Source organism: Vibrio sp. T13N (assembly GCF_032970445.1).
Taxonomy (GTDB): Bacteria; Pseudomonadota; Gammaproteobacteria; order Enterobacterales; family Vibrionaceae; genus Vibrio; species Vibrio diabolicus.
The window spans coordinates 174728-188111 of the sequence record NZ_JAWJYE010000005.1 but is presented as its reverse complement, the minus strand read 5'-3'; the positions used below and the strand labels follow the sequence as shown (position 1 = coordinate 188111).

The following is a 13384-nucleotide window of genomic DNA, read 5'->3' as shown; positions in this document are numbered from 1 at the left end:
TATACATTCAAAAACACCGCTCTTCTGGCGGTGTTTTTCGTTGACTTGGTATGGCTCTAAATTTACTCGGTTAACTCCAATCTAATTACAACCTCTTCCGTAATGTCTTCAAACTCACTGTAACCGACCAAAGCGGTCAGCTCCTTTTCTAATTTGCTCGCTTGATGTACGCCAAATTGGGTTAAGTCACTTAAGTCTTGTTGCAGCAACGATGTCATCGGATCGAAAATTGGGGCTGTAGATAAGCGAATCACGTAGAAGTCACCCATCATTCGCGCTTTCTTTATAAATTGAATCCGTTCTTTTACGCTATTGAACTCTTGATGAAGCTTAGACTCAATGCCTGTAATTTTATTGCCGACTTTGGCTGCGCTAATGTAGATATCCTGATGCCTTGCTTGAGCTCCCTCTACACGCTTTATCGGCTCTGCGATTAATGTGCTTGTTCGACCTTTAAAGATAGGTTCAAGTGACAACAATTGATCGTGCCCAAGGCGTGCAAAAAGCTCAATGTGCTTAGGTAGCGGCAAATTCACTCCAATAACGGGGGTTTTGATTGAAGAGGACGCTGTTTTACTGATAAAAATGGGTGTGCTCAGAGTTCGAGAGAGCAACATGCTGTGCAGTCTTTCAAGTAACGCATTACTCGGTAGCATCTCTTTTTGCGGGATCAACTTATCTTGATTGTGCTCGATAATGCTGTTGAAAAAGGCGATCACTTTAATGGTGTGGCTGCTTTCATCAATAACTAACTGTACGCTACAGCCATCTGGGCTAACACGAATTACGCGGTATGGCACCGACGTTAAAGGCAGCTTTTTGTCGTAGAGCTGTAACTCTCGGAAGTTTATCTGAACCTCTTGCCCAGAGCGCAACATGGTAGGTTCGTCCAGTTTAATGCCGAGCCCTCGCTTTGAAATATCGACGGTGCTGCCGATCGCTGTGACGGGCCCAGAACGCAGTTCTATTGGGGTCTTAAATCGGTAACGTGGCTCTTTACGACGAGACTTGGCATCAAAATAAATGCCTTTCGGGTTGCCTATAATCCTTCTCGGATGGCGAAATGCATTTAACGTATTTGCGGGTAAGCGCGGCTTTTCAGTGAGCAGATAATCCTGCCCTGATTTTTCGTCAGCAATTTCTTGCAAGATGCCAATGTGAGTCAATGATTGGGACGTTTCAGCTAACTGCGGAGAGAAAGCGGCTAAGTCTTCCTGTTCTTGCTCTGACAGTTCAAATATCGAAATTCTAAACGCGCGCCAACTTTCACGTTTAGCACCTAAATGCCAAAATAGCTGGCGTTGTTCACGAGTGGCCTCAGGACGAAGCATCGAATAGAAATAGGTTCGGTTTTCGTGCTCGTGAGTAAATGAATAAAGGACGTTTGTGGTGCCTTTAACGCCAGGTTTAATGAGTGACGCGACTCGCTTCTCATTAAATAAGGATCCAAACATTTGCTGGTTCCTTTCATCATGCCAGTACTGCCAAAGCTTTTGATTGTTTGGCGTCAACATAGCGAGTTTCAGCTCACTGCCATCAAAGAATAGAGGTAAGCTGCTGGTGTGCTTAAGCGCGATGTGCTCATAACCACGAGTTCGAGCTCGAATGATCTTATCTTGATTATCGTGACGAGCTCTTTTCGCTGCGCTGTTGAGCGCTTCATCGATCACTCGAGTAACGACATTGGTTTCAGTTAAACGTATGGTTCTGAGGTATCGAACTGAGTCATTCTCGTAACAGTCATCAACCGCAAGTATGCGGTACGCCAGCGGTTTCTCTATTCCGGCAACCTGAGATTTGCTGGCAAATTCAGTAAACGTGACCTGAATAATCTCCCCAAGGTTATATTTAAACGCACTTGGGACTTTGAACTTTGCGCCAGAGCAGGATAAGTCAATGCTTAACCCATGCAGAAGTTGCCCTTTAGAGCGGCAAATCTCGACTTGAGATTGGACTTTCAAGCGCTTTTCTTGGCGCTTTAAGTCATAGCCGAGGTGAACAGGCTCCGCTAAGAAAGGGCTTTTAGGATCCGTTAACGATTGCGTTTTTTGTTGAGTAAGACGTTTGCTCATTACGCGAAAGTTATTCCGCGTGTTGACCAAAGCTTCCCACATTCCCTCAGTGTAGCCGCCAAACTTTTTGATGTTTTTATGGTAAGCGTTGAAAGCAACGTCATCTAACCAATGTGGAATACCATCCAAAATATACTCGCGACATTCACCTTGGACGCGACCGCGCAGATCGATGCTTTTTTTGCACGGAGCCATCAAGCGGTTAAGTTCCATTTTCACTAAGATTTTGGCCGAAGGCGGCTCTTCCTCGGTCAATTGGCCAAGGACAAAGTCAAAGTCATCCGAACCGTAAACGGGAATGAGTCGTTCTGCGATCGAGAGAATTTCAGATTGCTGCATTATTTCTGTTAGAGTATGTCGTTACTTTAAATTGTATCGGCTAAGCGAAGTAAAACTTAAGTATATCAATAGTTCATTTCAGTTAAGGTCTGACTTGGCTGTGCTTAGTCACATTTGTAGAAAAAATCGAGGCATCATGGCGAAAGCAAAACGAGCGTATGTTTGTAATGATTGTGGCGCGGACTTTCCCCGTTGGCAGGGGCAGTGTAACGCATGTGGTTCGTGGAATACGATAACAGAAGTCCGTATCGCTGCATCGCCAACGGTTGCTCGTAATGAACGTTTATCCGGCTACGCGGGTTCCGCAACAGAAGCAACAGTTCAAACGTTATCTGAAATTGATCTGCAGGAAGTGCCACGCTTCACCAGTGGGTTTAAAGAACTTGACCGCGTATTAGGTGGGGGCGTTGTACCCGGCGCTGCTATTTTGATTGGTGGTAACCCTGGCGCGGGTAAATCCACCTTGCTGCTGCAAACCATGTGTAGTTTGTCTGCGCAAATGCCAACGCTCTATGTAACCGGTGAAGAATCGTTGCAGCAGGTAGCAATGCGAGCTTCTCGACTGGGCTTGCCGAAAGAGCACTTAAAGATGTTATCGGAAACAAACGTCGACAAAATTTGCCAAATTGCCGAAAAAGAGCAACCTCGCATTATGGTGATTGACTCGATTCAGGTAATGCACGTTTCAGATGTTCAATCGTCACCGGGCAGTGTTGCTCAAGTACGTGAATCTGCGACTGCTCTGACACGATACGCAAAACAGAATAACGTCGCGGTATTTATTGTTGGTCACGTAACAAAAGATGGTACCCTTGCGGGCCCTAAAGTTCTTGAGCACATTATAGACTGTTCAGTGCTGCTTGATGGTGGTACTGATAGCCGCTTTCGCACATTGCGTAGTCATAAAAACCGCTTTGGCGCTGTGAATGAGCTCGGTGTTTTTGCAATGACAGGCCAAGGGTTGAAAGAAGTGAGTAACCCATCCGCGATTTTCCTTTCTCGTGGTGAAGAAGAAACATCAGGTTCTTCTGTTATGGTCGTGTGGGAAGGTACGCGTCCTCTATTAGTAGAGATTCAAGCGTTGGTGGATTACTCGCAATTGGCAAACCCTCGCCGTGTTGCGGTCGGTTTGGAGCAGAACCGCTTATCACTTTTGCTCGCTGTGTTGCATAAGCATGGTGGCTTACAAATGGCAGACCAAGATGTCTTTGTTAATGTGGTTGGCGGTGTTAAGGTGACGGAGACGAGTGCCGATCTTGCGTTAGTTATGGCGCTTTTATCGAGTTTTCGTGACCGTCCACTACCCAAAGATGTGGTTATTTTTGGTGAGGTCGGGCTTGCAGGCGAAATCCGTCCTGTGCCAAGTGGGCAAGAACGTTTGAATGAAGCGTTCAAACATGGTTTCAAGAAAGCCATTGTGCCTGCAGCCAACATGCCGAAAGGCGGCATTCCTGGCATGCAAATTCACGGCGTTAAGAAATTGTCGGAAGCCATAGAGGCTTTTGACGAGCTGTAATGCTCATAAGAATGGTATTTGTGGAATCACAAACTGTTCTATCCGTCCTCAATAAAATGCGAATAAAGTACATAAATTGCTGTGTTTGACTATGCTTTGGGGACGGAAATTTCACGTTAAAATTTTTTTTCTTCCATCCGCACGCAAGGGTATCAGTATTGACAGAATGTGATATACTCTGCGCGCACTTTATACCTTATTAACAGAGTAAGACAATGACTGATTTATCAAAATACAGAAACATTGGTATTTTTGCTCACGTAGACGCGGGTAAAACTACCTCTACAGAGCGTATCCTAAAGCTAACTGGTAAGATCCATAAGATCGGTGATACACACGACGGTTCAACTACAACTGACTTCATGGAGCAGGAAGCTGAACGTGGTATCACAATCCAGTCTGCAGCAACAACTTGTTTCTGGAACGATCACCGTCTAAACATCATCGATACTCCTGGACACGTTGACTTCACTATCGAAGTTTACCGTTCTCTAAAAGTACTTGACGGTGGTATCGGTGTATTCTGTGGTTCTGGTGGTGTTGAGCCTCAGTCAGAAACTAACTGGCGTTACGCTGACGAATCACACGTATCACGTCTGATCTTCGTTAACAAACTAGACCGTATGGGCGCAGATTTCTACAAAGTTGTAGATCAAGTACAAAACGTACTAGGTGCTACACCTCTAGTTATGACTCTACCTATCGGTATCGAAGAAGATTTCGTAGGTGTTGTAGACGTACTAAGCCAACAAGCTTACGTATGGGATGAGTCTGGCCAGCCAGAGAACTACGAAGTTCAAGATATTCCAGCAGACATGGTAGAAAAAGCTGCTGAATACCGCGAAATGCTAATCGAAACTGCTCTAGAGCAAGACGAAGATCTAATGATGGCTTACCTAGAAGAAGGCGAAGAGCCATCTCTAGAAGACATCAAACGTTGTATCCGTAAAGGTACTCGTGATCTAGCATTCTTCCCAACTTACTGTGGTTCAGCGTACAAGAACAAAGGTATCCAACTTATTCTTGACGCGGTAATTGATTACCTACCATCTCCAACAGAAGTTGATCCACAGCCTCTAACTGATTCAGAGACTGGTGAGCCAACTGGTGAAGTTGCGACTGTATCTGCAGACGAGCCACTACGTGCGCTTGCATTTAAGATCATGGACGACCGTTTTGGTGCTCTAACCTTTATCCGCATCTACTCTGGTAAGATGAAGAAAGGTGACACAGTACTTAACTCTGCAACTGGTAAAACAGAGCGTATCGGCCGTATGGTTGAGATGCACGCAGACGAGCGTAACGAGATCGATTCAGCACAAGCTGGTGACATCATCGCTGTAGTTGGTATGAAGAACGTTCAAACTGGTCACACTCTATGTGATCCTAAGCACGAATGTACTCTTGAGCCAATGATCTTCCCAGATCCAGTAATTTCTATCGCAGTTAAGCCTAAAGATAAAGGCGGTTCTGAGAAGATGGGTATCGCGATCGGTAAAATGGTTGCAGAAGATCCATCATTCCAAGTTGAGACTGATGAAGATTCAGGCGAAACTATCCTGAAAGGTATGGGTGAACTTCACCTAGACATCAAGGTAGATATCCTTAAGCGTACTTACGGCGTTGAGCTAGAAGTTGGTGCTCCACAGGTTGCTTACCGTGAAACTATCACTCAAGCAATCGAAGACAGCTACACGCACAAGAAACAGTCTGGTGGTTCTGGTCAGTTCGGTAAGATCGATTACCGCATCAAACCAGGTGAGCCAAACTCTGGCTTCACGTTCAAGTCAACAGTTGTTGGTGGTAACGTACCTAAAGAATTCTGGCCTGCAGTTGAGAAAGGCTTTGCGTCAATGATGGAGCACGGTGTTCTAGCTGGCTTCCCAACTCTAGACGTTGAAGTTGAACTATTCGACGGTGGTTTCCACGCAGTTGACTCTTCAGCAATCGCTTACGAAATCGCTGCTAAAGGCGCATTCCGTCAGTCTATGCCTAAAGCTGGCGCGCAACTTCTTGAGCCAATCATGAAAGTTGACGTGTTCACTCCAGAAGATCACGTTGGTGACGTAATCGGTGACCTTAACCGTCGTCGTGGTATGATCAAAGACCAACAAGCTGCGTCTACTGGCGTACGTATCAAGGGTGATGTACCTCTATCAGAAATGTTTGGTTACATCGGTACTCTACGTACAATGACTTCTGGTCGTGGTCAGTTCTCTATGGAGTTCTCACACTACGCACCATGTCCAGCAAACGTTGCTGAGCAAGTAATTGCTGACGTTAAAGAGCGTAACGCTAAGAAGTAATTCTTAAGTTAACTCTATAACTTGAAAGCCCCGCCTAGTGCGGGGCTTTTTGTATCTAACCGCTTATACACAGCGCGTTTTTGTTTCGCTGATATACGTCTTTGGTGTTGTTTACCGACTATTCTGAAGCTGAGCCAGTATTACTAACATTGAGGTCGATGGTTTTAAAATCTGGTATCACTGACTTTTCAAATGTTTCTATTTCTTCTCTCAACCATTGTGCAAACAATTGGGCTTTAGGTCGCTTTAAGTAGCCTTTTGGAGCGCACAGGTAATACGCAAATTTGGGTTTAATGGCTATATCACCAATTCGGACCAGTTTGCCTGAACGGAAATATTGATGAGCTAAACTGTGTTTGACGAGCGCTACGCCTTGTAGTGATAACGCAGCTTCTAACACTAAGTGTGAGCCACTGTATTTTAAAGCAGGCTTTGCCGCTGAATGACCAAGTCTCGCTAACCACATGTTCCAGTCCAGATCTGGCCAAACGTCTTCGATGAGCTCTGCTTTGCTTAAATCTTCAATGCGATAGATGCCGTGCTCTTTCTGATATACAGGGTGACAGGCAGGGTAAAAAGCTTCATCCATTAGCCATTGTGATTCTAAATTAGGGTATTTTCCTAAACCGTAACGGACACACAAATCGATCTGACTATCTTGAAAAGACACCAAATCATTGGTTGGTTCTAATAGTAAGGCGATATCAGGGTGACGCTGACGAAAAGCCGTAATTTTCGGGACTAACCAATGGTGAGCGAAAGAGGGGAGTGTTGATATCGAAAGGTGGTTAGGATTAGGATCTTGATTAACCAATCTAACCCCTTGCTGCAAATGAGCAAACCCTCTTTCAGCCTGAGTAAACAGCAGCTCTCCCTCAGGTGTGAGCACGATTTTTCTGTGCTGGCGAACAAATAAGTCCGTTCCTAAAAACTCTTCAAGATGACGAATTTGCTGACTAATGGCAGCTGGCGTAACAAACAATTCTTTTGCCGCTGTTTTAAAGCTTCCTTCCTTTGCTGCAACGAAGAAGTAATACAAGCCCTGTAAGGGAGGCATTCGATCTTTCACATTAGTTTTCCTTAACTCAATGGCAGATTCTATCGTTTGAGGATATCAGCGTAGTCGCTGATTATTAAGTGGTCAACATTGTTATAGGAGTTGGTTACATGGAAAACATGACACACACTTGTGAGCGCACTTTACCAGCTGACCATCAGACCGGATTACAGTTAATTTATTCTAAACTTGCTAGTTGGAGAAGAAACTACAAGACACGTCGTCACTTGAGAGAGTTACCAGAGCATCTTTGGGATGATATAGGATTAGATGAAAAGGAGATTAATAGTGAAGTGAGGAAGCCTTTTTGGAGAGAGTAGTTTATGAGTTTGATTCAAGCTCAGAATTAAACTGCACTCCCCAATGGTATTGAGGAGTGCAGACAAGGCTATAAGTCTTCTTCCCACACGACCAATTCACCTTTCGGCCAGTTGTGACCAATTTCATGATACTTTTGCTCAAGCACATGACGTTTAATTTTGAGTGTTGGCGTCAATACGCCATTTTCAATGCTCCAAGGCTCTTTAATCATTAATACGCCTTTGATTTGCTCATGAGAGGCAAGTTCTTGATTCATTTTTGCAATGACTTTGCGGGTGGTTCGTGCGTACCGCTCCCGATCAAAGTTAGGAAAATCATGTGGCACAACCAAAAGAATCGGGGCTGGTAGCCCTAAACCGATGAGGCACATCATCTCTACGCGACTGTATTCGAAAAGTTTTTTCTCGATAGGAACTGGAGAGACAAACTTACCTTTGGCGGTTTTAAAGTTATCTTTTTTACGGCCTTGAATGGTTAGGTAACCATCTGAGTCGATAGAGCCTATATCGCCTGTGTGTAGCCAGCCCTCTGAATCAAAAGACTCTTGGGTGGCAATGTCATTTTTGTAGTAGCCAGAAAATAGCCCTTTGCCACGTACCATGATTTCATCATCGTCAGCGATTTTTAACTCAATACCTGGTCCAGCATTACCGACACTACCAATTTTGTCAGCTCTAAATGGGTAGTTGAGCGTGCTATAGGCAAATGATTCTGTCATGCCCCAAGCTTCAGTAATATTGAGTCCTACAGAGTGGTACCACTCCAGCAGTGCTGGTGATACCGGGGCAGAGCCACAGCCTAATACTCGAGCCTGATCCAACCCCAATCCTTCTGCGAGCTTTTTCTTGATCAGAGAATTGACGAATGGGATTTTCAATAGAATGTTGAGCTTCTTCTGTGGAAGTTTGTCTTGAATACGTTGTTGGAATAGCGTCCATAATCGCGGGACTGAGATAAACAGAGTCGGGCGGTGCATTTTTACATCTTCGATAAAGGTATCCAATGATTCTGGAAATGCTGTTGGTACACCACCCATGATGGATGAGCCAAAAATGTAGACGCGCTCTGTAATATGAGCCAAAGGTAAGTAAGAAAATAGGCGATCATTTTCTTGAATACCGATATGGTTTATCAGTTGTTGTACTGACCAGTTAAACGCTCCGTAGGTCAGCATCGCACCTTTCGGTAATCCTGACGTACCAGAGGTATACACCAAAGACATTAGCTTATCGTCGTAGTGCTGTGGACGCTCTTCACTTGGCATTGCATCGGCAATGAGTGCTTGGTATTCGTACTGACATTTTGGTGCAGTATCGTAGGGGAGCGAGATACTAATGAGCTCCGGCATTGCATCAATGACTTGCTGGGTTGCTTTAGGATCATCGAGTTTTCCGCCAATGAGCGCTTTACTTTCACTATGAGTCACACAGTATTCGATGGTGTCCGCGCCGGCGGTAGGAAAGATTGGCACACTGACATAATCGCCAAGCATCATCGCAAGATCGCAAATAAACCACTCTGCACAGTTTTTAGATACTAATGCTACTTTGTCACCAGGCTGTACTCCGAGGTTGCGTAGTGCACTGACGAGTTTTAAGGCTTGATCGGCAACATCAGCGAACGTGTATTCAACAAATTGTCGATTAATAATTTGTTTTAGATAGACCTCATTTGGACGCTCTTGAGCCCATTTGAGAATCATTTCATTTGGTGGTGGGAGAGCGCAACCAGCAGCGCTGTTTAGATTCGGCTGATTCATTTTTAGTGACTCCATGTCTTCTCGTTGTATTTATAATTGTTAACGCATTGTTAACTTTAGCATGTTAAATAACGACACGGGAATGCATTTTGATGAAATATGTGGGGAGGATAGCGTTAGTTACCCCTAAAGTCGGTACTAATAGCGCCTAAAACTGTTGCCGATAATTCGCTGGGGACAGGCCTGTTTTTTTCTTAAAAATTCGAGAAAAGTAAGAGACATCTCGGTATCCACACTGATAAGCGATGTAGGCAATTTTCATGGATTCATTTTCAACGAGCATTTTCTTTGCTAATGAAATGCGTTTCGCAGTGACATAATCACGAAAGCACATACCAACTTTGCGATGGAATACTTTGGAAAAGTAGTTCGGTGAGTAGTGACAAAGCGCAGCAGCTTCCTCTTCTCTTAGGTCTTTATGGACGTTATTGGCGATGTAATGAACCACGTCAGAAAAATTCGACTTTCCGCTTCGAGAAAAGAGTTTATCGACCGAAATTTGTTCTTCGTCGACCTTGCTGTGCAAAAAGTATTTCAATTTTATCTGTGATAGCCAAATCGGGAGGGTGATTTCATTCAACGTATAATATTCCGCACAAATATGCTTTGGCGGTAAGTGAGGCTCGATACCGGTTGGATGTATAACGATCAGTTTTTTGTCGAGATTTTCACAGAGCGTGATGACGCCTTTCAGGTGCTCTCGATGATCGCAAGTCATGTAGTAGAAGAAATAGCTGTGTTCTTTATCGCTAAGCACAGAGATATCTTTGCTACAGTCCATAATCTCAAAGCTCTTATCAAACTCACAGCGAAGTGATTCCGGCAGCGAGCAAAGAGTCTCTCCAATCCAATAAGCTTTGGTCAGTCTATCCATATGAATCCCGCTCAGTACGTACTACACCAACGTTAGTATGTATTGAGGTCAGTCGAGCCTCATTCCTTGAGCTTCAGACCTCACCCTTTCGTTTATTAAGCTTAGGCTTATATAGTCATACTGCAAGTGTGAAAGGTGTCACATAGTTGGTGGTGATGTGTCTCGTTATTGATACAATTTGATTCTGAAGCGCAGGTAGGCAAGAAAGTACCAACCTTTGGCAAAAAAGTCCTAACCCCCCTAATTCTCGGTGACTAATGTTTAAGCATGATTCAGGTGCACATGAGACCTGTATCATTAATAGCGAGATACGTTAAAGGGGATAATCATATGGATAACTTTCGCAATCTAATCAAGGACTTCATGGAAGATGAAGAGGGGCTAACACTTTTAGAGTACATTCTAGGTGCGGCATTAATTGTTACAGCGTTCTTGACTTCAGGCTTCTGGACGACTTTGTCTAACAAGTTTACTTCAGTAGCTGGTCGTATCAGCAGCTCGTAATGGTTAGCGAGTTAGTTATTTGGTCATTGCTTATTGCGATTGGAGTATCAGACGCTCAGAAACACAGAATACCAAACAAAGCGGTGCTTATGCTTTTGGTTGCTGTTACTGCAAACGTAATTTACAACCCAGCAACAAGTGGCTTGGATCATTTATATGGTGGGTTGGTTGCGTTTGCAGTGTGTTTCGCGCTGTATCTGTTCAAAGTAATGGCTGGAGGAGACGTTAAGTTGCTCGCCGTCATAGGGGCATGGCTGGGTCTGAGTAACCTTGGGGAAGCGTCTACTGGAATAATACTTGCTGGAGGCATCGTGGGCATTTTTTATCTAATGTTACACGTGTCATCGACTAGTGTTGCTCTATCACACCAGATAAAAGGGTATTGCTTAGAAAAAGTAACACCAGGCTTTAGGTCTAATAAGCCGTTAGTCATTCCTTTCGCGCCGATAATCGTAATTGGATTAGCTTATTTCTCCTACACCCATTAAATAATAATAAAAAATGGCATGCAGCATCAGTTGACTAGGCAACTTCAAGAGGGGAAGTGTGATGGGCTCTGTGTATTGGGAAAAACTCGTGCCACAAATAAATCCACCAAAGGTGCCTTCGTCTGTCGAGGGTCTTGGCGTGCCGTCTTCAGTTGTTGAAAACCTAGTGTTGAAACATCTGTCTGCCTATCCCAAATGTGACTTAATCGAATTAACGCAACGGCTTTGTATTGTTTCGAATATTGTCGAGCTTGCTTTGGCGCAGTTAAGAAAGCGAAGTTGGGTAGAAGTTTATCAGCCAGCATCAGACAAGTTGAGTACATCGTATTCCAACGTACGCTACAGTTTAACTGAGCTTGGGCTTGCAGAAGCAGATATTGCGTATAGAAAAGATCCGTATATCGGTCCTGTTCCCGTCTCTTTGGAAGAATATTGGACGGTTGTTGAGGGACAAGATCTTCGCAAGCATCCTATTAATCGCAATGATGTTGAGCGAGCGCTGTCTGACGTGTTTGGTTCGGATCATTTGATACCCGTTTTAGGGCCGGCCATTAACTCGGGTCGTGCTTTGTTGCTGTATGGTCATGCGGGTACCGGTAAAAGTTACGTCGCATCAAGAGTGCTCAATGCAATGAACACTTCGGTATTCATTCCTTATGCCGTATATGCCGATGGCAACATCATCAAAGTGTTCTCAGAGCATCATCACCGTCGTTTAGACAACTCCCATTCTCAGGTTTTCGTTAAGTTGGAAACGCATTACGACAAACGCTGGGTTCTTTGTGAAAGACCAAACATTCAAGTGGGCGGTGAGCTGACATTGGATATGCTTGAGGTAAACCACAGCGAGCATAATCGTGTATGGATTGCGCCACTGCAAATGATGGCTAACAACGGGATCTTGGTGATTGATGACCTTGGTCGTCAGTCAATGCCTGTTGATGCCCTGCTAAACAGATGGATCGTTCCAATGGAGTACTTATTTGACCACTTAGCTTTGCCAAATGGTCAACAAGTCACGGTGCCGTTTATGCTCACTCTGGCATTCTCCTCCAACTTTGCACCAAGCAAAATTGCAGACCCCGCTTTTTTACGTCGTTTGGGTTACAAGATCGAGTTTACACCGCTTGGTTTGACAGATTATCAAGCGCTTTGGGTTTCGCTTGCTAAAGATTACCAAATGACGCTTGTGCCTGAGTTTTTCGATACGTTAAGTCAGTTACATCGCGACAATGATGTCGCCAACTACCCTTGTTTACCAAAAGACTTACTCGGTATTAGCCGCGATATTTTGGTGTTCGAAGGGAAAGAGAAGGTCGTCTCATCAGACATTTTAACCCGTGCCTGGGGACTGTACTTCACAGTGGATGAATAGGGAGATCTAAATTATGAGTCGGACTCAAGTCATCATGTTGCTGTTGCTCTCCATTGTTTTCGGCCTTGCCGCCGTGCTGATCGCTAAACAATGGATGGATGGCAGAAACCAACCAACTGTCGAGTTAGAAGAGGTCGAAAGACACCCAGTTTTAGTTGCCGCCATGGAACTAGAGCCAGGGACCATTCTATCTGAGAAACATTTGTCTACTAAGCTCATGGAAGTGGATTGGATAGACGATGAAACGCTAAAAGTACAAGAACAGGCATTGGGAAGAATTGTTGCCAATACCATTTATGCGGGCGAGCTGGTTAATTCGAATCGTCTTGCATTGCCCGGTGAGGGCGCGACACTTGCTGCTTTAATCCCTGAAAACAAACGAGCAATCACCATTCGTGTTAATGACGTTATCGGTGTGGCTGGGTTCTTGTTACCGGGCAATAAGGTCGATGTATTGAATACCGTGAGTTATGGACAAGGTAAAAACGCCACAACAAAAACGGTGCTTAAAAACATCAACGTTCTTGCGGTCGACCAAACAGCCAAAACCAATGATAACAAACCCGTTATTGTGCGTGCGGTGACTTTAGAAGTAACACCGAAAGAGGCAGAAAAGCTCTTATCGGCGAACAGCAAAGGCGACATTCAACTTGCTCTACGCAACCCTCATGAAGTGGATAAACCTGTTGTAGCAAGAAAATACACGCCACGACCTAGTGTGACCATTATTAAGGGATCTCAGGCATCCAGTGTCCGAGTCAGCAATTAGGTGA

General features: G+C 44.5%; 11 protein-coding genes. 7 read left to right on the top strand and 4 right to left on the bottom strand.

Annotated features, from left to right (window positions below; translation table 11 throughout):
• Window positions 1-62 precede the first annotated feature (62 nt).
• Window positions 63-2411 (bottom strand): PilZ domain-containing protein, encoded by a 2349-nt coding sequence (locus R2S67_RS10320; protein WP_317343685.1) that lies wholly within the window; start codon window positions 2409-2411, stop codon window positions 63-65.
• 136 nt (window positions 2412-2547) lie between these two features.
• On the opposite strand from R2S67_RS10320, the gene radA reads away from it, so the two are divergent.
• Window positions 2548-3927 carry a DNA repair protein RadA gene (radA, locus tag R2S67_RS10315; protein WP_046875036.1) on the top strand — a complete coding sequence of 460 codons (1380 nt, stop codon included), beginning with the start codon at window positions 2548-2550 and terminating at the stop codon, window positions 3925-3927.
• Window positions 3928-4142: 215 nt separating this feature from the next.
• Window positions 4143-6233: an elongation factor G gene (gene fusA / locus R2S67_RS10310; protein WP_012841459.1), complete on the top strand. Its 2091-nt coding sequence runs from the start codon at window positions 4143-4145 to the stop codon at window positions 6231-6233.
• A gap of 118 nt (window positions 6234-6351) precedes the next feature.
• On the opposite strand, the gene R2S67_RS10305 is transcribed toward fusA, so the two are convergent.
• Window positions 6352-7302, bottom strand: coding sequence for a LysR substrate-binding domain-containing protein (locus R2S67_RS10305; protein WP_065645470.1), 951 nt, complete (start codon window positions 7300-7302; stop codon window positions 6352-6354).
• Between the two features lie 98 nt (window positions 7303-7400).
• Here R2S67_RS10305 and R2S67_RS10300 point away from each other — a divergent pair, with 98 nt between their 5' ends.
• A complete protein-coding gene (locus R2S67_RS10300) occupies window positions 7401-7610 on the top strand; it encodes a DUF1127 domain-containing protein (protein WP_041852893.1) in 210 nt (69 codons plus the stop codon).
• Window positions 7611-7678: 68 nt separating this feature from the next.
• Here the strand turns inward: R2S67_RS10300 and R2S67_RS10295 are convergent, their stop codons facing one another.
• Window positions 7679-9370, bottom strand: coding sequence for an AMP-binding protein (locus R2S67_RS10295; RefSeq protein ID WP_048625935.1), 1692 nt, complete (start codon window positions 9368-9370; stop codon window positions 7679-7681).
• Between the two features lie 148 nt (window positions 9371-9518).
• Window positions 9519-10244 (bottom strand): helix-turn-helix domain-containing protein, encoded by a 726-nt coding sequence (locus tag R2S67_RS10290; protein WP_182036650.1) that lies wholly within the window; start codon window positions 10242-10244, stop codon window positions 9519-9521.
• A 330-nt stretch (window positions 10245-10574) separates the two neighbouring features.
• On the opposite strand from R2S67_RS10290, the gene R2S67_RS10285 reads away from it, so the two are divergent.
• From R2S67_RS10285 to cpaB, 4 genes are all read left to right on the top strand, one after another.
• The gene (locus R2S67_RS10285) at window positions 10575-10748 is read left to right on the top strand and encodes a Flp family type IVb pilin (RefSeq protein ID WP_031781043.1); all 174 of its coding nucleotides are present in this window, start codon (window positions 10575-10577) and stop codon (window positions 10746-10748) included.
• Window positions 10748-11236: a prepilin peptidase gene (locus R2S67_RS10280; protein WP_041852894.1), complete on the top strand. Its 489-nt coding sequence runs from the start codon at window positions 10748-10750 to the stop codon at window positions 11234-11236. Before R2S67_RS10285 ends, R2S67_RS10280 begins: the two co-directional genes overlap by 1 nt.
• Window positions 11237-11297: 61 nt before the next feature.
• Window positions 11298-12611, top strand: coding sequence for a hypothetical protein (locus R2S67_RS10275; RefSeq protein ID WP_006742388.1), 1314 nt, complete (start codon window positions 11298-11300; stop codon window positions 12609-12611).
• A gap of 13 nt (window positions 12612-12624) precedes the next feature.
• Window positions 12625-13380, top strand: coding sequence for a Flp pilus assembly protein CpaB (gene cpaB / locus R2S67_RS10270; protein WP_006742389.1), 756 nt, complete (start codon window positions 12625-12627; stop codon window positions 13378-13380).
• The last annotated feature ends 4 nt before the right edge of the window (window positions 13381-13384 follow it).

Coding starts and splice junctions, on each gene's coding strand:
- cpaB (WP_006742389.1), top strand. CDS start 12,625: ATGAGTCGGACTCAAGTCATCATGTTGCTGTTGCTCTCCATTGTTTTC.
- R2S67_RS10290 (WP_182036650.1), bottom strand. CDS start 10,244: ATGGATAGACTGACCAAAGCTTATTGGATTGGAGAGACTCTTTGCTCG.
- R2S67_RS10320 (WP_317343685.1), bottom strand. CDS start 2,411: ATGCAGCAATCTGAAATTCTCTCGATCGCAGAACGACTCATTCCCGTT.
- R2S67_RS10285 (WP_031781043.1), top strand. CDS start 10,575: ATGGATAACTTTCGCAATCTAATCAAGGACTTCATGGAAGATGAAGAG.
- radA (WP_046875036.1), top strand. CDS start 2,548: ATGGCGAAAGCAAAACGAGCGTATGTTTGTAATGATTGTGGCGCGGAC.
- R2S67_RS10280 (WP_041852894.1), top strand. CDS start 10,748: ATGGTTAGCGAGTTAGTTATTTGGTCATTGCTTATTGCGATTGGAGTA.
- R2S67_RS10300 (WP_041852893.1), top strand. CDS start 7,401: ATGGAAAACATGACACACACTTGTGAGCGCACTTTACCAGCTGACCAT.
- R2S67_RS10275 (WP_006742388.1), top strand. CDS start 11,298: ATGGGCTCTGTGTATTGGGAAAAACTCGTGCCACAAATAAATCCACCA.
- R2S67_RS10295 (WP_048625935.1), bottom strand. CDS start 9,370: ATGAATCAGCCGAATCTAAACAGCGCTGCTGGTTGCGCTCTCCCACCA.
- fusA (WP_012841459.1), top strand. CDS start 4,143: ATGACTGATTTATCAAAATACAGAAACATTGGTATTTTTGCTCACGTA.